21 protein-coding genes are annotated in these 20,461 nt (G+C 71.8%); 4 read left to right on the top strand and 17 right to left on the bottom strand.

Annotation, left to right across the window (positions count from 1 at the left end):
* From Q1K33_RS17565 to Q1K33_RS17505, 13 genes are all read right to left on the bottom strand, one after another.
* The coding region (locus Q1K33_RS17565; RefSeq protein WP_300406039.1) for an AAA family ATPase at positions 1–1,633 on the bottom strand (1,633 nt) is incomplete at its 3' end.
* A 147-nt stretch (positions 1,634–1,780) separates the two neighbouring features.
* Positions 1,781–2,257, bottom strand: a complete 477-nt coding sequence (locus Q1K33_RS17560; RefSeq protein WP_300406038.1) for a VanZ family protein — start codon at positions 2,255–2,257, stop codon at positions 1,781–1,783.
* Between the two features lie 66 nt (positions 2,258–2,323).
* Positions 2,324–3,586, bottom strand: coding sequence for an MFS transporter (locus Q1K33_RS17555; RefSeq protein WP_300406037.1), 1,263 nt, complete (start codon positions 3,584–3,586; stop codon positions 2,324–2,326).
* Positions 3,583–3,825 (bottom strand): hypothetical protein, encoded by a 243-nt coding sequence (locus Q1K33_RS17550; RefSeq protein WP_300406036.1) that lies wholly within the window; start codon positions 3,823–3,825, stop codon positions 3,583–3,585. The genes Q1K33_RS17555 and Q1K33_RS17550 overlap by 4 nt, the downstream gene beginning before the upstream one ends.
* Positions 3,826–3,893: 68 nt before the next feature.
* Entirely contained in the window at positions 3,894–4,094 is a 201-nt protein-coding gene (locus tag Q1K33_RS17545) for a hypothetical protein (protein ID WP_300406035.1), read from the bottom strand.
* Between the two features lie 110 nt (positions 4,095–4,204).
* Positions 4,205–5,116, bottom strand: a complete 912-nt coding sequence (gene mutM, locus Q1K33_RS17540) for a bifunctional DNA-formamidopyrimidine glycosylase/DNA-(apurinic or apyrimidinic site) lyase (protein WP_300406034.1) — start codon at positions 5,114–5,116, stop codon at positions 4,205–4,207.
* Positions 5,117–5,118: 2 nt separating this feature from the next.
* Positions 5,119–5,838, bottom strand: a complete 720-nt coding sequence (gene rnc / locus Q1K33_RS17535) for a ribonuclease III (protein WP_300406040.1) — start codon at positions 5,836–5,838, stop codon at positions 5,119–5,121.
* 34 nt (positions 5,839–5,872) lie between these two features.
* Positions 5,873–6,058 (bottom strand): 50S ribosomal protein L32, encoded by a 186-nt coding sequence (gene rpmF, locus Q1K33_RS17530; protein WP_300406033.1) that lies wholly within the window; start codon positions 6,056–6,058, stop codon positions 5,873–5,875.
* A gap of 90 nt (positions 6,059–6,148) precedes the next feature.
* Positions 6,149–6,706, bottom strand: a complete 558-nt coding sequence (locus tag Q1K33_RS17525) for a DUF177 domain-containing protein (RefSeq protein ID WP_300406032.1) — start codon at positions 6,704–6,706, stop codon at positions 6,149–6,151.
* A gap of 100 nt (positions 6,707–6,806) precedes the next feature.
* Positions 6,807–7,286 carry a pantetheine-phosphate adenylyltransferase gene (coaD, locus tag Q1K33_RS17520; RefSeq protein WP_300406031.1) on the bottom strand — a complete coding sequence of 160 codons (480 nt, stop codon included), beginning with the start codon at positions 7,284–7,286 and terminating at the stop codon, positions 6,807–6,809.
* Positions 7,286–7,912, bottom strand: a complete 627-nt coding sequence (gene rsmD, locus Q1K33_RS17515; protein ID WP_300406030.1) for a 16S rRNA (guanine(966)-N(2))-methyltransferase RsmD — start codon at positions 7,910–7,912, stop codon at positions 7,286–7,288. The genes coaD and rsmD overlap by 1 nt, the downstream gene beginning before the upstream one ends.
* 130 nt (positions 7,913–8,042) lie before the next feature.
* Positions 8,043–10,328, bottom strand: coding sequence for an ATP-dependent DNA helicase RecG (locus Q1K33_RS17510; protein WP_300406029.1), 2,286 nt, complete (start codon positions 10,326–10,328; stop codon positions 8,043–8,045).
* A 67-nt stretch (positions 10,329–10,395) separates the two neighbouring features.
* Positions 10,396–12,108 carry a DAK2 domain-containing protein gene (locus Q1K33_RS17505; protein WP_300406028.1) on the bottom strand — a complete coding sequence of 571 codons (1,713 nt, stop codon included), beginning with the start codon at positions 12,106–12,108 and terminating at the stop codon, positions 10,396–10,398.
* Positions 12,109–12,335: 227 nt separating this feature from the next.
* On the opposite strand from Q1K33_RS17505, the gene rpmB reads away from it, so the two are divergent.
* Positions 12,336–12,521, top strand: a complete 186-nt coding sequence (rpmB, locus tag Q1K33_RS17500; protein ID WP_181644901.1) for a 50S ribosomal protein L28 — start codon at positions 12,336–12,338, stop codon at positions 12,519–12,521.
* An 81-nt stretch (positions 12,522–12,602) separates the two neighbouring features.
* Here rpmB and Q1K33_RS17495 read toward each other — a convergent pair whose 3' ends face one another.
* Positions 12,603–13,607, bottom strand: coding sequence for a thiamine-phosphate kinase (locus tag Q1K33_RS17495; RefSeq protein ID WP_300406027.1), 1,005 nt, complete (start codon positions 13,605–13,607; stop codon positions 12,603–12,605).
* A gap of 110 nt (positions 13,608–13,717) precedes the next feature.
* Between Q1K33_RS17495 and Q1K33_RS17490 the strand changes: the two genes are divergently transcribed.
* Both Q1K33_RS17490 and Q1K33_RS17485 read left to right on the top strand, forming a co-directional pair.
* Positions 13,718–13,954: an Lrp/AsnC ligand binding domain-containing protein gene (locus tag Q1K33_RS17490; RefSeq protein ID WP_300406026.1), complete on the top strand. Its 237-nt coding sequence runs from the start codon at positions 13,718–13,720 to the stop codon at positions 13,952–13,954.
* Between the two features lie 41 nt (positions 13,955–13,995).
* Positions 13,996–14,484 (top strand): DUF3515 domain-containing protein, encoded by a 489-nt coding sequence (locus Q1K33_RS17485; RefSeq protein ID WP_300406025.1) that lies wholly within the window; start codon positions 13,996–13,998, stop codon positions 14,482–14,484.
* A gap of 19 nt (positions 14,485–14,503) precedes the next feature.
* On the opposite strand, the gene Q1K33_RS17480 is transcribed toward Q1K33_RS17485, so the two are convergent.
* From Q1K33_RS17480 to Q1K33_RS17470, 3 genes are all read right to left on the bottom strand, one after another.
* On the bottom strand, positions 14,504–16,354 hold the full coding sequence (locus Q1K33_RS17480; RefSeq protein WP_300406024.1) for a hypothetical protein: 1,851 nt from the start codon (positions 16,352–16,354) through the stop codon (positions 14,504–14,506).
* 13 nt (positions 16,355–16,367) lie between these two features.
* Positions 16,368–17,903: a phospholipid carrier-dependent glycosyltransferase gene (locus tag Q1K33_RS17475; protein ID WP_300406023.1), complete on the bottom strand. Its 1,536-nt coding sequence runs from the start codon at positions 17,901–17,903 to the stop codon at positions 16,368–16,370.
* Positions 17,904–17,984: 81 nt separating this feature from the next.
* Positions 17,985–19,202: a D-alanine--D-alanine ligase family protein gene (locus Q1K33_RS17470; RefSeq protein ID WP_300406022.1), complete on the bottom strand. Its 1,218-nt coding sequence runs from the start codon at positions 19,200–19,202 to the stop codon at positions 17,985–17,987.
* 24 nt (positions 19,203–19,226) lie between these two features.
* Between Q1K33_RS17470 and Q1K33_RS17465 the strand changes: the two genes are divergently transcribed.
* Positions 19,227–20,327, top strand: a complete 1,101-nt coding sequence (locus tag Q1K33_RS17465; protein WP_300406021.1) for a PLP-dependent aspartate aminotransferase family protein — start codon at positions 19,227–19,229, stop codon at positions 20,325–20,327.
* Positions 20,328–20,461: the final 134 nt, after the last annotated feature.

The raw sequence follows: 20,461 nt of genomic DNA, 5'->3' as shown, positions 1-20,461 counted from the left end.
CCGCGACGGCGTCGGCCGCGGCGCCGAGGGCACCGGCCACCGCGGCCTCGTAGCCGGCGGTGACGGTGACCAGGGCAGCCACGGAGCCGAGCAGGCCGGGCACCGCGTCGGTGTCGGCGAGCAGGGCGCCGGCACCGTCCTTGCGGTTGAGCCCCATCTCGAGGGCGTCCTTGCGCGCCGAGAGCGTCGAGCGGTCCCGATCGGCCTGCGTGGCCTGCTCGCGCACGACCGCGAGGCGTTCCTCCACGTCGCTGAGCTGGGCCGAGGCCGCTTCGTGCTCGGCGTCGAGGCCCTCCTCACCCGCGTCCAAGCCGGCGACCTTGGTCTCCAGGGAGGTGAAGTCGCGCTGGGAGCGGTCCGCGCGAGCCACCGCGTCCTCGCGGGCGAGCTTGAGGCGGCCGACCTCGTCGTCGGCCGCCGCGGCACGCGACTTGAGGGCGTTGACCTGCCCGGTCAGGCGGGCCAGCCCCTCGCGCCGGTCGGCGGCGGCGCGCTGGAGACCCGAGATCCGGCGGTCCTCCTCGGCGGCGGCCTCCTCGGCGGCCTTGCGCGCGACCACGCCCTGCTCGAGGGACTCCCGGTGCCCCTCGACCTGGGTGGCGATCGACTGCTCCTGCTCGCGCACGCGCTGGGCCTCGGCCTCGATCTCCTCGGGGTCGCGGCCCTGGTCGGCGGGGTCTCCCACGGCGGCGGCGTTGCGGATCCGCTCCGCGGCCAGCCCCTGCGTGCCGCGGAACCGCTCGCGCAGCCCCGTCAGCGCGTACTGCGTCTCCTGCGCGGCGCTCAGTGCGGGCAGGTCCTCGCGCAGGGCGGCCTCGATCCCGGCCTCCTCGGCGCGACCGGCCTTGAGCTCGGCCTCCACCTGCTCGCGTCGCTCGACCAGGATCGACTCGTCGGCCATCTCCTGGGCCAGCGCCGTGCGCGCGGTGACCAGGTCGTCGGCCATCAGCCGGGCCCGGGCGTCGCGGGCGTCCGCCTGGACCGTCACCGCGCGCCGTGCCACCTCGGCCTGTCGACCCAGCGGCTTGAGCTGGCGCCGCAGCTCGGAGAGCAGGTCGTTGAGCCGGGTCAGGTTGCCCTCGGTGGCGTCCAGCTTGCGGAGCGCCTTCTCCTTGCGCTTGCGGTGCTTGAGGACACCCGCGGCCTCCTCGATGAACCCGCGACGGTCCTCCGGCGTGGCGTGCAGGATCGTGTCGAGCTGGCCCTGGCCGACGATGACGTGCATCTCGCGACCGATGCCGGAGTCGCTGAGCAGCTCCTGGACGTCGAGCAGGCGGCAGCCGGTGCCGTTGATGGCGTACTCCGACCCGCCGGAGCGGAACATCGTGCGGCTGATCGTGACCTCGGCGTACTCGATCGGCAGGGCGCCGTCGGAGTTGTCGATGGTGAGCACGACCTCGGCCCGACCCAGCGGCGCGCGGCCCGACGTACCGGCGAAGACGACGTCGTCCATCTTGCCGCCGCGCAGGCTCTTGGCGCTGGCCTCACCCATCACCCACGCGAGCGCGTCGACGACGTTGGACTTGCCCGAGCCGTTGGGACCCACGATGCAGGTGATGCCGGGCTCGAGCTGCAGGGTCGTCGCCGAGGCGAAGGACTTGAAGCCCTTGAGGGTCAGGCTCTTGAGGTACAACGCAGGGCTCCATCACCGATGATCGTCTGGATCGGGTACGTCGGGTCGCGGTCGGGCTGACGCAGGGGGAAGCTCAGCGCGCCTCACCCTACCCACGGCGGGCCGGTCGCTGCGGCAGGACGAGTGGTGCGCCGCTCGCGAGGCGCCTCAGGCGTGACTGGGCTGCCGCTCCGCCGCCCGTCGCCGGGCGGCGCGCTTCGAAGCAGCCCGGCGCCGCGACGCGGGGAAGGTGAGCACCAGGCCGACCAGGATGCCGAGGAGCGCGCCGGCGGTGTTGGCCAGGACGTCGCGCTCGTCGGAGACCCGACCGGGGATGGAGCGTTGGACGTTCTCGATCACCGAGGTCAGGACGAAGGCGCCCAGCCCGGCGACCCACCAGAAGCGGGTGCCGACGAGAAGCAGCAGGAAGAGACCCACCGGCGCGAAGAGCGCGATGTTGGCCAGGAACTCCGCACGGTCGTAGGTGAGCCACGAGAGGTCCTCGTAGCGCTGCAGCCGGGCGAGGACCCGCTCGATGAAGTCCGAGCTCGTCGGCGCCCTCGAGATCGGCGTGAGCGTCACCCAGCCCACGAAGCCGAGGTAGGCGAACGTGGTGAGGCTGAGGAAGGGGTGCCGGTGGAACATCTGCTCAGTCTTCCCGACGAACCTGGCAGCCCCATGAGAACCGGCCGTCCCGCGGCGGGAGATCGGTCACACCGCCGCCGGCGCCTCGGCCTCGTCGGCGTGCGCGATGTGGCTGAGCTGTCCCCAGATCAGAACGACGAAGACGGCCGACCCGGCGAAGGCGAACCAGAAGGGCGCGGTGAGCCCCCAGTGCTGGGCCAGCAGCCCGCCGATCCCGGACCCGACGACCAGTCCGCCGAAGACCCCGACGAGGTTGACCGAGCCGACCCGGCCCTGCAATGCGGACGGCACCGCCCGCTGACGCACGGTGATCGACGTCGTACCCCAGATGAACGCGTGGGCGCCGAAGACGAAGAAGATCGGCAGCGCGACGTAGGGCGACCTGGTCAGCGCGAGTCCGAGGTGCGTGAGGGTCTCGACCACCAGGCCGATCCGCATGAGGTCGCCCAGCGAGACGTGTCGGGTGATCCAGCCGTACGACACCACGCCGAGCAGGCCTCCGACCGCGCCCACGGTGGTGACCAGCCCGAAGCCGATCTCCCCCAGGCCCAACCGCTCGGTGGCGTAGAGGACGAGGACCGCCCAGGCGGCGCCGAAGGTGATGTTGAAGGTGAAGATGGTCAGCACCAACGTCCGTACGGCGGCGTTCCCCCTCACCCAGCGGAAGCCCTCGGCGATGTCCTGGCGCACCCGGGTCGCCGGTGCCGGCCCCTCCGAGGTGTCGGCGCGCGGCAGCACCAGACGCGAGACGAGCACGGTGCCGAGGAGCACCAGCACCGCCTGGGTGGCGAACGGCCACGCGGCGCCCGCCGCGAAGAGTGCCGCCCCTACCGGCGGGCCGGCCAGCTGGTTGACGGTGATGAAGCCCGTCTGGAGCCGGGAGTTGGCGACGGCCAGGTCCTCGCGAGCCACGATCATCGGCAGCAGGGTCTGGCTCGCGTTGTCGGCGAACATCTCGGCGGTACCCAGCAGGAACATCGCGACCAGGACCAGGGTGATCGAGACCGAGCCGGTGACGATGAACGACGTGAGCAGGGCGAGCACCCCGGCCCGTACGAGGTCGACGGTGATCACGATCCGTCGCCGGTCCAGGCGGTCGGTGAGCGCGCCGGCGTACGGGCCGAACAACAACGGCGGCGCCCACGCCATCAGGGCCGCCAGGGCCACGAGAAAGGGCTGGTCGGTCTGCGAGGCGACCAGCAGCGGGCCCGCCGCGATGGCGATCCCATCGCCCAGGTTGGTCGTCCAGGAGGAGGCGAGCAGCCAGCGGAACCCGCTGCCGAGACGTCGTGGCACGACGACCTCGACGGCCCTGCTCACGGTGCTCACAAGGACGGCACGCTAGCCCCTCGGCGACCCGGGGTCACCTGGGTTTGTGCCACCGGGATCTGGGTGCCGCCGCCGTAGAACCCGGTGGCCACCAGCCCTCCGGGGCGGTAGTCCAACCAGTGCGAGGAGCAGAACGCGCCGACCGGTAGCGGGAACGTGCCGGGGTCGGAGATCTCCACCTTGTCGAGTGGCTTGATCGCGTTCTTCTTCTTGCCGACGACGATCAGGTGTCGGCGCACACCTGCGGCACCGCCCGGCAACGCCGGAAGTCACGCCGTACGGCGATCGGTCCCGGCGAGCAGGGGGGTCAGGCGGGCTGCATCTCCTGCAGCGAGGAGGGGTCGTGCAGGTCGGCGGCGTGCGCCGCGACGAGACGGTCGTTCTCCTCGGAGAGGCGGAGCACGAGGGACTCCAGCTCGGCCACTCGCTGGCGCAGCCGAGCGTTGTCGGCGGCGGTGCGAGGGTCTCGCAGGTCGCTGTTCAGGTGGCCGATCAGCGCCTTGGCCATGACGTGGCCTTCCGTTGTGAGATGTACCCAGCGACATCGAGGAGCGATGCTCACGTGTGGGGGCCACCGAACGGGGCCGTCTACCAGAGTCCCACCACAGGCGCATCCGGTCAATCTGGCGCGACGGTGCGGATCTCGGGGCCCGTTCCGGTGCCGATCCCGGGGGTACGGCGCCGCCTCGGCGCCGGTTGGCAGCGCGGGCAGAAGTACGAGGACCGGTTCATGAAGGCGACGCGTCGGATCGGGGTCCCGCACCGGTCGCAGGGCTCGTCCTGCCGCCCGTAGGCGTGCAGCGACCGGTCGAAGTAGCCCGACTCCCCGTTGACGTTGACGTAGAGCGCGTCGAAGGACGTGCCGCCCTGGGCGAGCGCGTCGCTCATCACGACGCGGGCGTGCTCGAGCAGGCGACGCACCTGCGGCCCGGTGAGCCGGTCGCCGGGTCGCTCACCGTGGAGCCCGGCGCGCCACAGGGCCTCGTCGGCGTAGATGTTGCCGACGCCGGAGACCAGACCCTGGTCGAGCAGGAGTCGCTTGATGCCCGAGGTCCGCCTGCGCACCCGGGCGACGAACTCCTCCTCGTCGAACTCCGGGTCGAGCGGGTCGCGGGCGATGTGGGCGATCTCCTCGGGTAGGTCGGCGCCCCCGCGGGCGATGGAGAGCCCGCCGAACATGCGTTGGTCGACGAAGCGAAGCTCGCGGCCCTCGTCGGCGCCCTCGAGCACCAGCCGGACCCGCAGGTGCCGCTCGGGCGGGGCCTCGGGCGGCTGCACGAGCAGCTGGCCACTCATCCCGAGGTGGGCGAGCAGGGCGTCGCCGTTGTCGAGGGGAAGCCAGAGGTACTTGCCGCGACGGCGGGCCGCCTCGACGCGCCGTCCGGCCAGAGCGGCCGAGAAGCCCTCGGGCCCGCCGGCCTCACGCCGTACGGGACGAGGGTGCAGCACGTCGACGCGGGTGACGCGCGCGCCGAGGACGTGACGCTCGAGGCCGGCGCGGACGACCTCGACCTCGGGGAGCTCGGGCACTGCTACTCGGCGGAGGACGCGGCGGGGCCTCCGCCCGCCACGGCGCTCGAGATCTCGCCGTACGCCGTCTCCGCGGCGGCCTGCTCGGCCTCCTTCTTGGAGCGGCCGACGCCGTTGCCGTAGCGCTGGTCGGCGACCTGGACCTGGGCGTGGAAGACCTTGAGGTGGTCGGGGCCCTCGTCGGTGATGAGGTACTCCGGGACGCCGAGGCCGTGCTCGGCGGAGAGCTCCTGCAGCGACGTCTTCCAGTCGAGTCCGGCTCCCATCGCGGAGGCCTCCTCGATCAGCGGGTCGAAGAGCAGGTGCACCACTTCGGTGGAGGTGCTGATGCCGCCGCTGAGGTGGACCGCTCCGATGACGGCCTCGACGGTGTCGGACAGGATCGAGGCCTTGCCCCGACCGCCTGTCGTCTCCTCGCCCCGGCCGAGCTTGACGTGATCGCCGAGCCCGATGGTGACGGCCACCCCCGCGAGCGCACGGGCGTTGACGACCGCGGCGCGGAGCTTGGCCAGCCGACCTTCGGAGAGGTCGGGGTGCATCAGGTAGATCGTCTCGGTGACCACGATCCCGAGGACCGAGTCGCCGAGGAACTCCAGCCGCTCGTTGGTGGGCAGCCCACCGTTCTCGTAGGCGAAGGAGCGGTGCGTCAGCGCGCGCTCGAGGAGCTCGGGGTCCAGGACGGGATCCCCGAGCGCCTGACGCAGCGCTGCGTAGTTGGTGATGGGTGTCAGCCTGGGCAGCCGGCTGGAGGCCGACTCAGAGCACCTGGCGACGGTCGGCGCGCGCGCCGTACTGGCCGCACTCGGCGCACGCACGGTGCGGCAGGTGCTTGGCACCGCAGGCGGGGTTCGCGCAGGTCACCAGGGTCGGCGCGGTGGCCTTCCAGGCCGAACGACGGTGCCGGGTGTTGCTGCGCGACATCTTCCGCTTCGGAACAGCCACAGTCTTGTCTCCTCATCAGGTGACCCGGTCGGTTGCCCGGCCCGGTCTGGTTTGGTACGAGTTCGGTTCAGGTCTCGTCAGGTCTCGTGCTCAGGACTCGTCGCGAGTCTCGAGGCTCTTCTTCAGGTCCTGCTCCAGCGAGCCGAGGGCTGCCCAGCGGGGATCGATCGGTGCATCGTGGGAGTGATCGGGATCATCGCGCAACTGCGCACCACACTCGGTGCACAACCCTGGACAGTCCTCCTCACACAGCGGCTGGAACGGCAGTGCGAGCACCACCGCATCCCGCAGCAGCGGCTCGAGGTCGCACAGGTCGTCCTCGAGCTTGCTGACCCCGTCCTCCTCCTCGTCGGAGGCCTGGCCGCGGGAGTCTCGTGAGTCGTCGTAGACGTACAGCTCCTGGAAGCTCACGTCGAGCTCGTCGACGATCGGGTCCAGGCACCGCACGCACTCGCCCTCGAGGTCGGCCGTGGCCGTCCCGGTGACCAGCACCCCCTCCATCACCGCTTCCAGACGCAGGTCGAGCTCGACCGGCGCACCTTCGGCGACATAGAGGACTTCGATGCCAAGATCTGCCGGAGCCGGCACCGTCCGCGACACCTCACGCTGGGACCCCGGGCGGCGGCCGAGCTCGCGAGTATCGAGCACGAGCGGCGCTCTCGGGTCCAGGCTGTTCAGGAGATCACTTCCGGGTCCGGGCACAAACAGATCAGCGAGAAGACTACTGCGCCGGCGACGGTGTGCCCAATCACCGGTCGGCCAACCGGGCGCGCAGGGCGTCGAGCACGAAGGACGGCACGAAGGCCGAGACGTCGCCGCCGAGGGCCGCGACCTCCTTGACCAGGCTGGAGGAGACGAACGACGTGCCGGTCGCCGTCGGCAGGAACACCGTCTGCACGTCGGTCAGGGCGGCGTTCATCTGCGCCATCGGCATCTCGTAGTCGAAGTCGGTCGCCGCGCGCAGCCCCTTCACGATGGCCTGGACGTCGTGCTCGGTGCAGAAGTCGGTGACCAGGCCGGTGAAGCCGGCCACGCGCACGTTGTCGAAGGGGCCGCACGCCTCCTCGAGCATCTCGAGACGCTCGTCGGAGGTGAACATCCGGTTCTTCGACGCATTGACCCCCACCGCGACGACGACCTCGTCGAAGAGGCGGCTGGTGCGTCCGATGATGTCGAGGTGGCCGTTGGTGACCGGGTCGAAGGACCCGGGGCAGACTGCGCGGCTCATCAGGTCTCCTCGTCGCTGGCGTGGCTGGTGTGGCTGGTGGGCGCGTCGCCGGGTTGATCGTCGGGCAGGTCGGCGCGACCGTACCAAAGCGTCGTCTCGCCGTAGCGCTTCGCTCGGCGACCCTCGATCAGCGGCGGCCAGGAGGGCTCGGGGCTGCGCCGTGAGCGCTCCACGACGACCAGGGCGTCGGGGGCCAGCCACCCCTGCAGCTGGACGAGGTCCTCGGCGAGGGCCTCGTCACTCAGCGGGTAGGGCGGGTCGGAGAAGACGACGTCGTACGGCGACTCCGGCGGCGCACCCAGGGTGGTGCGCACGCCGGCGGACCGCACGTCGGCGGCGAAGCCGAGCGTGCGGGCGTTGGCCACGATCAGGGCGGCGGTCCGCCGGTCGGACTCCACGAGCGTGGCTGCGTCCGCCCCGCGCGACAGCGCCTCCAACCCGATCGCGCCACTGCCGGCGTACAGGTCGAGGAAGCGGATGCCGGCCAGCCCTCCGGTCGAGCCCCACCAGGCCACGATGGAGCTGAAGAGCGCCTCGCGCACCCGGTCGGTGGTGGGGCGGGTCGCCTCGCCCGAGGGGGTCTGCAGGCGCCGGCCGCCCGCGCTGCCGCCGATGATGCGGGTCATGGTGCGGTGGCCTGCCGGTTGTGGGATCCACCGGCTGGCCGGTGAATCCTGACCTTGTTGGGTGTTGCAACGCACGCCACGTGCACGAGACGTCGGCCGGCCGGTGAATCCGACAACCCCCCGAACCCCGTCATGACTTCTCGATGAAGTCGCCGCGGGTGTCGGCCTCGAGGGTGTCGACAGCCTGCGCCAGCAGCGGGGTGCCCACCAGAGCCGGATCGGCCTCGAGGAGCGCTTCTGCCGCGGCGCGGGCCTCCACGATCGTGGTCTCGTCGCGCAGCACCTGCAGGTGACGCAGGCCGGAGCGACGCCCCGCCTGCGAGCTGCCCAGCACGTCGCCCTCGCGGCGCTGCTCGAGGTCGACGCGGCTGAGCGTGAAGCCGTCGGTGGTCGAGGCGACGGCGTCGAGGCGTTCGCGGGCCGGAGACTCGGCATCGACGGCGGAGACGAGCAGGCACAGGCCCGGGAAGCCGCCTCGTCCGACCCGGCCGCGCAGCTGGTGGAGCTGGGAGACGCCGAACCGGTCGGCGTCGAGGAGCACCATGATCGTGGCGTTGGCGACGTCGACGCCGACCTCGATCACGGTCGTGGAGACGAGTACGTCGATGTCGCCGGCGGCGAAGGCGCGCATGGTGGCGTCCTTCTGGTCGGCCGGCATCCGCCCGTGCAGGGCAGCGAGACGCAGCCCCGACAGCGGCCCCTGGGCCAGCGCGACGACCCCGTCCTCGACGGCGGCCAGCGGCCTCGGCGTCTCCTCGGTGGCGGGGGGGACCAGTTCGCCGTCCTCGTCGAGGTCGACCTGGTCGCGCTCGCCCTGCTCGAGCTCGTCGCCGGAGATGCGGGGACACACGACGTAGGCCTGGTGGCCCTTGTCGACCTCCTCGCGCACCCGCTCCCAGACCCGCGTCATCCATCCGGGGTGGTCGAGGAGGTTGACGACGCTCGTCTGGATCGGGGCGCGTCCCGAGGGGAGCTCGGTGAGGGTGGAGGTCTCGAGGTCGCCGAAGACCGTCATCGCGACGGTCCGCGGGATCGGGGTCGCGGTCATCACCAGCACGTGCGGCGGGGTGCCGGCGGACTTGTCGGTCAGCGCCGCGCGCTGCTCGACGCCGAAGCGGTGCTGCTCGTCGACGACGACGAGCCCGAGGTCGGCGAACTGGACCTTGTCCTCGAGCAGAGCGTGGGTGCCGATGACGATCCCCGACTCGCCGCTGGCCAGGCGCGACATCGGCGCCGTGCGCTGGGTCCTGGTGAGCGAGCCGGTCAGCAGCTCGACGCCGGTCCCCTCGGGCGCGCCACCGAGCATGCCGCCGGCCGCGAGGTCTCCCATCAGGGCCGTGATCGCGCGGTGGTGCTGCTGGGCCAGCACCTCGGTGGGGGCCAGCAGCGCCGCCTGCCCCCCGGAGTCGACGACCCGCAGCATCGCGCGCAGGGCCACCAGCGTCTTGCCCGAGCCGACCTCACCCTGCAGGAGCCGGTTCATCGGGTGGGGCCGCGCGAGGTCGGCCTCGAGGTCGGCGCCGATGGTGCGCTGACCCGCGGTGAGGGTGAAGGGCAGGCGCTCGTCGAAGGTCCGCAGCAGCGCCCCGTCTCCCCCGTCGCGCGCCACCGCGCCGAGGTCGCGCACGGCGCGACGCCGGCGCCCCAGGACGAGCTGGGTGACCAGGGCCTCCTCGAAGCGGAAGTACCGTTGGGCGTCGTGCACCTGGGCGCGGTCGTCCGGGGCATGGATCAGGTCGTAGGCCCGGACGATGTCGAGGAGGCCGAGCTCACGACGTACGGCCTCGGGGATCAGCTCGGGCAGGTCGTCGACCACGGAGCGGGCGAAGGTGATCGCCCGCTGCAGGTCCCACGACTCGATGCCCTTGGTGAGCGGGTAGATCGGGTAGAGGTCCGCGATCGCCTCGACCGCCGCGATGTCGTCGGCCTCCCCGATGCCGGCGGGACTGCCCTGGCCACCGCTGCCGTCCGCATCACCGGATCCGAACAGGACCATCCGCGGGTTGGTGAGCTTCCACTGGCCGTTGAACGTCTCGGCCTTGCCGAGGAACAGGCCGCGCTGTCCGGGCGGGAGCTGGCGCAGGCGCCACTGCGAGACGTGGTGCTTCTTGGCGAAGAACGTCATCCGCAGCCGGGGGCCGCCGGTGCGCAGCACGCTCTCGAGACGGTACGCCGCGCGCCCGGTGCGGCGGTCGGTGTAGGGGTGCTCCTTGCTGCTCTCGATCTCCCCGATCACCGTGAGCATCTGGCCGACCTCGAGGTCGTCGACGTCGGTGAGCTTGCCGGTCTCGAGGTAGCGGCGGGGGAAGTGGCGCAGCAGGTCGCCGACGGTGTGCAGGTGCAGGTTGGCGGTGAGCTTGCCGCTCTTCTTCGAGTCGCCGAGCACCGTGGTCACCGGCGACTCCAGCCCGATCATGCTGCCCTCCCCGCCGTGGTGCCCGCTGTCGTGCCTGCTGTCGTGCTGCTCCCGACCACAGCCTGCCTCACTCCACCGACAGCAGCAGCGGGTAGCGCTGCTGACCGCCGTCGTAGACGACCACGTCGATGTGCGGGTGGTGGGCATCGACCCAGGCCGCGGCCCGCTGGGCCAGGTCGCCGGAGTCGGCGCCTCCCACGAGCGTGACCATGTCGCCGCCGCCGCCCAGCATCCGCTCGACCACGTCGGTGGCCACGTCGTGCAGGTCGGCACCGACGACGGCGAAATCGCCGGCGATCACGCCGAGCACGTCGCCGGGCTCGCAGGGGCCGGCCATGGTCATCGCCTGACGGGCGGCGATGGTGACCGCTCCGTGCCGGGCGTGACGTGCGGTGGCGGTCATCTCCAGGACGTCGGAGTCGAAGCCGCGTCCGGGCTCGTGCACCGACAGCGCCGCCAGGCCCTGGACCTGCGCCTGGGTGGGGATCACGGCCACCCGCAGCCCGAGGTCGGTCTCGGCGGTGCCCGCCGCGATCTGGGCCACGCGCACGGAGTCACCGTCGTTGGGGAGCACGACGACCTCCTCGGCGCCGGAGTCGGTGATGGCGCCGAGGATCTGACCTGTCGAGGGCCTGCGGCCCGGCCCGCCCTGCACCACGATCGCGCCGGCGGCCTCGAACAGCTCGGTCAGGCCCGGCCCCGCGGCCACGGCGACGACCCTGCGGCCGGTGCGTGGCGTCTCGAGCTGGTTGCCCGGGGCGGCCGAGGAGGCGGCATGACTCGCGACCTGCTCGGCGAAGTGCGTCACCCGCACCCGGTAGGGACGTCCGGCCTCGATGCCGGCCTCGATCGCGGCGCCGACGTCGTCGACGTGGATGTGCACGTTCCACAACCGCTCTCCCCCCACCACGACGAGGGAGTCGCCCAGGGGCGCCAGCCGTGCGCGCAGTGCCGACACCCGGTCGTCGTCGGCCTCCAGCAGGTACATCACCTCGTAGGCCGGCCCGTCCGGCGAGAGGTCGCCGGTCTCGGTCGCAGCCGGTCGGGGCAGCGGCAACGGGATCGAGCGGTGCCCCAGCGGGCTGTGCACGGCCAGTGGACGCCGCCCGGTCAACGCGGTCTCGGCGGCGTCGAGGATCACGCTCAGGCCGCGCCCACCCGCGTCGACCACGCCGGCGTGCCGCAGCACCTCGAGCTGCTCCGGCGTACGGGCCAGGGCCTCGCGGGCCGCCGCGGCGGCAGCGGTGAAGACGTCGCGGGCGCGCGCTTCGGGCTCGGCGCAGCGTGCCAGCGCGGCGTCCGAGGCGGCGCGGGCCACCGTGAGGATGGTGCCCTCGACCGGAGTGCCGACCGCCCGGTAGCTGGCGTCGGTGGCGTCGCGCAGCGCCTCGGCCATGGTGTGGGCGCTGGACTCCTGCGCCGCGGCCGCGCCGATGCGGCGGGCCAGCGCTCCGAGCATCTCGCTGAGGATGACCCCGGAGTTGCCGCGCGCGCCCAGCAGCGCCCCGCGAGCGAACGCGCCCAGGGCGGCGTCACGGGCCGAGTCGTCGAGCGCCGCACCAGGAGAATCAGCAGCAACGAGCGCGACCGCCTCGGCGATCGCGTCGCGAGCCGCGGAGACCGTGAGATACATGTTGGTGCCGGTGTCGCCGTCGGGCACGGGGTAGACGTTGAGGGCGTCGATCTCCTCGCGGGCATCGGCGAGCGCGTCGGTGGCGATGTCGACGAAGCGCAGCACGACGGCCAGGTCGATGCCGTCGCCGGTCGGCGCAAGCTCCATCGGTCCCCCTCTCGATGCTGTCGATCCCTGTCCGCAGCGATACGTTAGCGACCAGAGGGATTCCGCTCGATTTCAGGCAGCAGCGCGTGTCGGATACGATTGCGCGGTTGCCCGCTCAGCGGGCCCGGACCGAGGCACCAGACGGTCCGGCTCCGACACGCTCACGTCCGTGGTCGTGCCTGAGCTACTCATCAACTTCACCAACCAAGACTTTTCAGGAGTGTCCCGTGGCTGCCGTCTGCGACATCTGCGCCAAGAAGCCGGGCTTCGGCAACAACCGCCCGTGGTCGCGCAAGATCACCAAGCGCCGCTTCGACCCCAACATCCAGCGCGTGCGCGCCAAGGTCAACGGGACCCCCAAGCGCCTCAACGTGTGCACCGGCTGCCTCAAGGCCGGCAAGGTCACGCGCTGACACCAGCGTCGAAGCACGTCGGAGGGGCGGCACCGCGAGGTGACGGCCCTCCCGTTTTCCTGCTGCCCCTGACCGGCAGCCTCAGAAGTGCGTCCAGCCCGTCGGTCCGTCGTACGACGCTCCGTCGACCGTGACGGTGCCCGCCTCCCCCTCGCGCACCTCACCGATGACGGTCCACCCCTCGGGCAGCGCCGCACCGGCAGGGAACGTCGCGAGCAGCGAGTGGTCCTCTCCCCCGCCGAGCACGAGCGAGACGGGGTCGATGTTGAGCGCGGCGCCGACGGCGTGCAGTGGTTCGGGGAGGTCGAAGGCGTCACGGCGCACGTCGATCGCGACCCCGGAGTCGGCGGCCAGGTGCATCGCCTCGGCCAGGAGCCCGTCGGAGACGTCGATCATGGAGGTCGCCCCGCCCTGCGCGGCGGCCGGGCCCGCGTCGTACGGCGGCTCGGGTCGCCGGTAGGCCTCGACCAGCGCGCGCGGCGAGCGGAACCCGCGCCCGAGCACCGCGAGCCCACCCGCGGCCCAGCCCTGTCGACCGGCCAGGGCCAGCGCGTCACCCACCGAGGCCCCGGAGCGACGCACCGGTGACTGCGTGCAGGCACCCATCACCGTGACGGCCACGACGATCTCCGAGGCTCCGGTCAGGTCGCCACCGACGACCGAGGCGCCGACGCTCGCGCACTCGTCGGCGAAGCCGCGAGCGAAGTCCAGCGCCCACCGCGCGGGCAGGTCAGAGGGCAGCGCGAGGCCGACGGTCAGGGAGTGGGCGCGCCCGCCCATCGCGTTGATGTCGGAGATGTTCTGCGCGGCCGCCCGGTGCCCGACGTCGACGGCCTCGACCCAGTCGCGCCGGAAGTGCCGACCCTCGACGAGGAGGTCGGTCGACACGACCACGTGGCCGGTGCGCACCCGCAGGACCGCGGCGTCGTCACCCGGTCCGAGGAGCACCTGCTCGCCCTGCTCGAACATCCGCACGAACTCGCCGATCAGCCCGAACTCACCGGCCTCGGCCACCGTCGCGTCCGGGGACCACGGCACCGTGGCGACTGGTGGGGAGGCTGGCTGCGAGGAGGGCGCGGACGGCATGGGCCCCATCCCACCAGACGTGGCTACCGCCTTGACGAAGACCCGCGATAGGTTGGCCCGCAGCGCGCGAGCGAACCACCGAGATCCACCCGTCGCAAAGGAGCGAACCCATGGTCGTCCAGGCCTACATCCTCATCCAGACCGACGTCGGCAAGGCTGCGGAGGTCGCCAAGGCGATCGGTCAGGTCAAGGGCGTCACGCTGGCCGAGGACGTCACCGGGCCTTACGACGTCATCGTGCGGGCCGAGGCCCGCAACGTGGACGAGCTCGGCAAGCTGGTCGTCTCCAAGGTGCAGAACCTCGACGGCATCACCCGCACCCTCACGTGCCCGGTCGTCCACATCTGAGCGTCAGCTCGCCCCCGCCCGCACGACGCAGCGCGTACGCCGTGCCCGCGCGCCTCGCCGCCCGCCTCGCTGCTCTCCTCACCGTTCCCTTCCTGGCCGCCTGCTCGGCCGGGAGCGTGGAGATCTCCACCCCCGACCTCGACGACGCCGCCCGGGCCGCCTGCGAGGCGTTCACCGCGGACCTGCCGGAGAGCATCTACGACGAGGCGCGCCGGGAGGTCGAGCCGGCCGACGCCCTCGGTGGCGCGTACGGCGACCCGGCCATCGTGGTGCGCTGCGGCGTGCCGGTGCCGGCGGACTTCGACGAGGCCGTCTCGTCCTGCGAGGTCGCCAACGACGTCGGGTGGTACGTGTCCCCGGCCGAGTTCGACGACCAGGAGGCCGACGTGACGCTCACCGCGGCCGGCTACCGGCCGGTCGTCGAGGTCAGCGTGCCGGGCTCCTACCGACCCAACGGGACCGCGGCCGCGATCGCCCAGCTGGCCGCCGCCGTCGACGAGCACCTCACGCTCGTCGAGAACTGCGACTGACGCCGATCTGGGCACCCGCTCACGGCAGGTCGTAGACCCGCCACGTGTCGTTGCTCCACAGCACCGGGTAGGCCGCCAGCGCTGCCTCGTCGACGCCCCAGTAGGGGTCCTCGTAGGCCGAGACCAGCAGGTAGTCGGCGTCGAAGGCGCGCAGGACCGGGTCGTCGAAGCGCCCGGCGAACGCCGCCTGGACGGCTGCCTCGCGCTCGCCGTAGGCGATGTTGAAGTTGTAGAGCCAGCCCCGGTAGCCCAGCACGAGGCTGCGCCCGGCCAGCGTCGCGACCGGCACGTTGGGACGGTCCGCGGCGACGAAGACCGCGTCGGCCGGTGTGGTGGCGCGGGCCCAGTCGGCCACCTCGATGTCGTCGAGGCTGGCGAACTGCGCCTCGGTGGTGAGGTCGCGGGTGATGGCCAGGCTGCCCGGGATCGCCACCAGGACCACCAGCGGCAGCACGAGCGCCAGGAAGCCCAGGTGACGCCGTACGAGCTCGACGGCCAGGTAGGCGACGAAGAACCCCCCGACGAGGAGGACCCAGTAGATCAGCTTGAGGTTGTCGTACTCGAAGGGCTGGAAGGCGTAGACCTGGGTGATCACCAGGAGCACGAGCATCGGCGCCATCCACAGCACCCGACGGTCGCGCCACATCACGACGGGCACCGCAAGCAGGGCCAGGCCCAGCAGCCCGAAGTTGGCCCACCAGTAACCCAGCAGGGACTCGCCCTCCTGCCACTGCCAGAAGAGTCGGAAGCGGCCACCCGTGCCCTCGCCGTTGGCCGACTGCTGCCAGACCACCTGGGGCAGCGCCAGCACGGCGGCCAGCACGCCCGGCCAGAGCTGAGCCAGCGGGATCGACCGGGTGCGCCACGCCGCCTCCGCCGCGACGGTGAGCAGCAGCAGCGCACCGACGATGAACGTGTGCGGGTGCGCCATCGGCAGCAGCCCGACCAGCACCGCTGCCGGCCAGAGCAGCCGGGCGTCGTCGGTCTCGCGAGCCACGACGACGAGCGTCAGCACGACCAGGCCGACACCGAGCCCCAGCAGGATCGAGCGCTGCGGCAGGATCGCGTCGACCAGCAGGTTGGTCAGGTGGGCGTTGGCCTCGTCGTCCTGCGAGTAGTCCTGCGGCAGGTTGCCGAGGAAGGCGCCGAGACCCAGGCCGCTCGCCCGCCAGTCGCTCCACGCCGCGCAGACCCCGGCGAACGACCCGGTCGTCAACGCCAGGACGAGGGTGAGCACACCGACCGAGATCCGCCGGAACAGTCGCAGCCCGGTCGAGACGATCAGCTGGCAGATCGCGAGCGCGAGCAGCACGCCGGGCCAGAACAGGCTCGCGTGCAGGCTCATGCCTCCGTTGACGTAGAGCCCCGAGAGCAGGTCGATCAGGAACGGGTAGGTGAGGCGTTCCCCGCTCGCGACCGGGATCCCCCCGGGCAGGCTCGTGGCGGCAGCGATGTGGTTGACGTGGGTCGCGTGCAGCCCGAAGTCGGCCCAGGTTGCCCCCGCCGTCCAGACGCCGTCGGCCTCGCGGGTCAGGCTGTGCGTCCAGAAGAGGCGTACGACGAGCGCTGAGACGAGCGCCGTGGTCACGCCCCAGACGGCCCAGGCGCGTCGGCCGCCCTCGAGGGGTCGCACCGGCGTGGCGGCGCCGGACCACAGGGCCACGCCCACCGCGGCGCACAGCACCACGACGAACGGCAGGCCCACGTCGTACGGCAGCACGAGCACCGCGAGGAAGGCCAGCCACGTCCAGCAGAAGAGGCCGAGGACGACGGCCGCAGCCACCGCCTCGAAGCGGTAGAGCGCGAGCGGTGAGCGCCGCACGAGCGCGGCCCCCAGCACGAGGGCCGAGACGAGGTAGATGACTGCCACTGCGCCGGCCTCGCTAGCGCCAGGACGAGAGCCACATGCGGTTCTCGAGGCCCTCCGGAGTCAGCGGCGTGCCGTAGTAGATCGGGGCGAAGTAGAGGAAGGCCAGCAGCGCGATGCCGAGGATCGACCAGTAGCCGATCGCCGAGGGCCGCGACCCGAAGGAGAAGGCCCGGGCGGACGTGGTCCGTGGCTGCACCCACCCCGTCAGCACTCCGAGGCCGATCACCACGAACGCCAGGCTGAACATCAGGGCGAAGAAGTAGTGGTAGAGGAACATCGGTCGCTCGATGAGCACGAACGGCAGGTAGTCGACCGCCCACGCAAACGCCAGCAGACCGAGAGGCCAGCGCCAGGGCCGGAACAGCTCACGACGCAACGACCACCCGATCACCACCACCGCGGCGCCGAGCAGGGTGCCCCACCAGACGACGGGGTTGCCCAGCATGTAGATGTAGCTGGACTTCCCGTCGTCGGCAGGCGCCACGTAGGTGAACACCCCGCGCTTGCTGATCGGCCAGCTCGTCCAGGACGACTGGTAGGGATGGGTCGAGTCGTTGAGGGCGAGCTCGTACTGGTGGATCGCCCGGTTGAGGTCCTCGAACTTCGCCACGAAGCTCATCTCGACGTCGGGCGAGTACTGCGGGTTGCCCTCGAGGGTGGCCTGGAACTCCTGCGACATGAACGCGTCCCCGGGTCCGCTGTCGGGCAGGAGCGCGAAGTGCACCGCGAAGCTCGACACGTAGACCGTCACCGGCAGCAGCACCAACAACCCGGCCTGACCGAGCGTGGGTCGCCAGATCGTCGGCAGGTCCCGGGAGTCCTCCAGCACGCTGATCAGCCAGATCACCCCGACCAGCCCGAGCGGAGCCAGCCCGGTCAGCTTGATCGAGGCCGCCGCCCCTGCGGACAGGGCCGATCCGGCCAGGAGCAGCCAGTAGGCACCTCTCCCCCCACCCGCACGTGCACCGCCGTCATCGGGCGCGGGCGTTCGGCGTGCTCGTGCCATCAGCGCCAGCGTCACGCCCGTGACGCCGAGGAGCAGCAGCATGCTGTCGAGCGTCGTGAGCCGCGACTCGACGAGGATCGCACCGTCGAGCAGGAGGAGACCAGCACCCAGGGTGGCGACCTTCCTGCTCCCGCAGAGCTGGCGGATCAGGCAGTAGAAGGCCAGGATCAGGGCCGTCCCGGCGAGTGCCGGCAGGACGCGCAGCATCACCGCCGGGTCGTCACCGGCGGCGCTGGCGTCGGTCCCGCTGATCCACGCCCAGGCCCCGAGGATGAGCTTGCCTAGCGGCGGGTGGAGGTCGAAGTAGTAGGTGCCCTCCTGGTAGCGCAAGGCGTACTCGCGGAAGTAGACCTCGTCGAAGACGATCGCCTTCGGGCTGCCGAGCGAGACGAACCTGGTCAGCGCCGCCAGGGCCGTGAGGACGTAGACCTCGCCGGGGAGCCGGAGCAACGCACGCTTCCAGCGTCCGGGTCCGGCAGGCGCCGACGCCTCGGGCTCCGGCGCCTCGACCTCGGCGCTGGCGCTCGGTGCAGCAGGGGGCATGCCTGGACCTCTCGGTGTGAGTCTCTTCAGACTAGTGCCCGTTGTGGGCTCGTCGATGCGTCCCACGCGACGCGAGCTGCCTCAGCGCAGACCGGTGCCCCGCCGCAGCGCCAACTGAAGCAGCCGGTCGACCAGGGCCGGGTAGTCGAGTCCCGACTTCGCCCACATCTGCGGGAACATCGAGGTGGGGGTGAAGCCCGGCATCGTGTTGATCTCGTTGACGATCAAGGAGCCGTCGGGCTGGACGAAGAAGTCGACGCGCGCCAACCCCTCGCACCCGACGGCCTCGAAGGCCTGCGCGGACAACGAGCGGACCTGCGCCTCCACGTCAGCGGGCAGGTCGGCGGGCAGGTCGATCTCGGTGGCCTGGCCGGGCAGGTACTTCGCCTCGAAGTCGTAGAAGTCGTGCGCGGCATCGACGTGGATCTCTGCCGGCCTGGTCGTCTCGGTGCCGCCGTCGAGGCGTTGCAGCACGCCGCACTCGACCTCGCGGGCATCCTGCGCCGAGACCTCGACGAGCACGCGCGGGTCGTGCTCGAAGGCCACCTCCAGCGCTGCGTCGAGCTCGTCGGCGCTGCGCACCTTGGCCACGCCCATGCTCGATCCACCTCGGGCCGGCTTGACGAAGACCGGGTGCCGCAGGTCGGCGACGCGAGCCCGTACGTCGGCAGCATCGGCTGCCCACTGCGTGGCGGTGACCGTGATGCCGGGCATCACCGGAAGCCCCGCGGCGGCCAGCACGACCTTCATGTAGGCCTTGTCCATGCTGACCGCCGAAGCCAACACACCAGCGCCGACGTAGCGCACCCCGGCCATCTCGAGCATCCCCTGGATCGTGCCGTCCTCGCCCCAGGGCCCGTGCAGGACGGGGAAGACGACATCCACCTCACCGAAGGCCTCGGGTGGTCGCGATGCCTCGGAGACGAGCAGGTCGGTGCCGGAGCTCGCCCGGGTCAGCGTGACCGTCGGTCGAGCCCCGTCGACGCTGGGGAGCAGCGCCTCGGCCTGGCTCGCGTCGCCGGCCGCGATGCTCCAGCGCTCGGCCCCGCTCTGCTCCAGGACCCAGCGGCCGTCGCGAGCGATGCCGATCGCGACGACGTCGTACGCCGTGGGGTCGATCGCTGCGAGCACGCCTCCGGCCGTGACGCACGAGATGCCGTGCTCGCTCGACCTGCCACCGAAGACGACCGCAACGCGCGGCCGGCCTCCGGCGCCGGGGCCTGCGGCTGCGCCGGTGGAGGGAGCTGCGCCGGTGGAGGGAGCTGCGGAGGGGTCGGGGGTGCGATCGCTGCCGGTCACGTGCCCGACCCTATCCTCGACGACATGGCTGATCTCTCACCCTCGCTGTCCCCCGCGACCGTGGCGGTCGCCGCCGGACGTCCGCCCCACGAGCCCGACCAGCCTCTCAACGTCCCGATCTCCATGGCCTCCACCTTCGTGGCGGGTGGGGACCGCGAGTACGGGCGCTACGGCAACCCGACCTGGTCCGCCTTCGAGGACGCCCTGGGCCGGCTCGAGGGTGGCCGGTGCCTGGCCTACGCCTCCGGGATGGCCGCCGTGACCACGATCCTGGACCTGGTCGGTCACGACGCCACCGTCGTCGCACCGCGCCACGCCTACCAGGGCAGCATCATGTCGCTCGCCGACCTCGAGGCCCGCGGTCGGATCAAGGCGCACCTGGTCGACATCGAGGACACCCCCGCCGTGGTCGCGGCGTGTGCGGACGCCGCCCTGGTCTGGCTCGAGAGCCCGACCAACCCGGCCCTGGAGCTCGCCGACATCGAGACGATCGCGGCAGCCGCGCACGAGGCCGGTGCCTACGTGGTGGTCGACAACACCTTCGCCACCCCGCTGCTCCAACAGCCGATCGCCCTGGGCGCCGACATCGTCGTGCACTCCGCGACGAAGTACCTCAGCGGTCACAGCGACGTGCTGCTCGGCGCGATCGTCGTTGCCCCCGACCAGGCCGAGCTGTACGACGTACTCCTCAACCGCCGCTCCCTGACGGGCTCCACCCCGGGGACCTTCGAGACGTGGCTGGCCCTGCGGGGGATGCGCACCCTGCACCTGCGCGTCGAGCGCGCCCAGGCCAACGCCCAGGCACTGCTCCCCCGGCTCGAGAAGCACCCCGCGGTCTCCGAGGTGCGCTACCCCGGGTTCGGCGCCATCGTGTCCATCGTGGTCGACGGTGAGCTCGCCGCGGACCTGCTCGTGCGCACGACGACGCTGTGGGTGCACGCCACCTCCCTGGGCGGCGTGGAGTCGACGTTCGAGCGGCGCCGTCGGTGGAAGACCGAGGCTGCGACCATCCCCGAGGGACTGGTGCGGATGTCGGTCGGCATCGAGGACGTCGAGGACCTGTGGGCCGACCTGTCGACGGCGCTGGACCAGGTCGTCGCGGAGCGTCCCGCCACCGGAGGCTGAGCAGCCCGAGCCCCTGGGCGAGGGCGTCGACGAAGCCCGGTGACCCCGCCCGCCCCCGACGCTGGTCGAGGTGCGAGGCGCGCCAGCGCCGAGACGCTTCTATAGCTTGTCAAGTGGTTGCTTGGGCGAGGTGG

The organism is Nocardioides sp., from assembly GCF_029937575.1.
GTDB lineage: Bacteria > Actinomycetota > Actinomycetes > Propionibacteriales > Nocardioidaceae > Nocardioides.
Note: the sequence above shows the minus strand (reverse complement) of the source record. Positions and strands in the feature narration are given on the sequence as shown.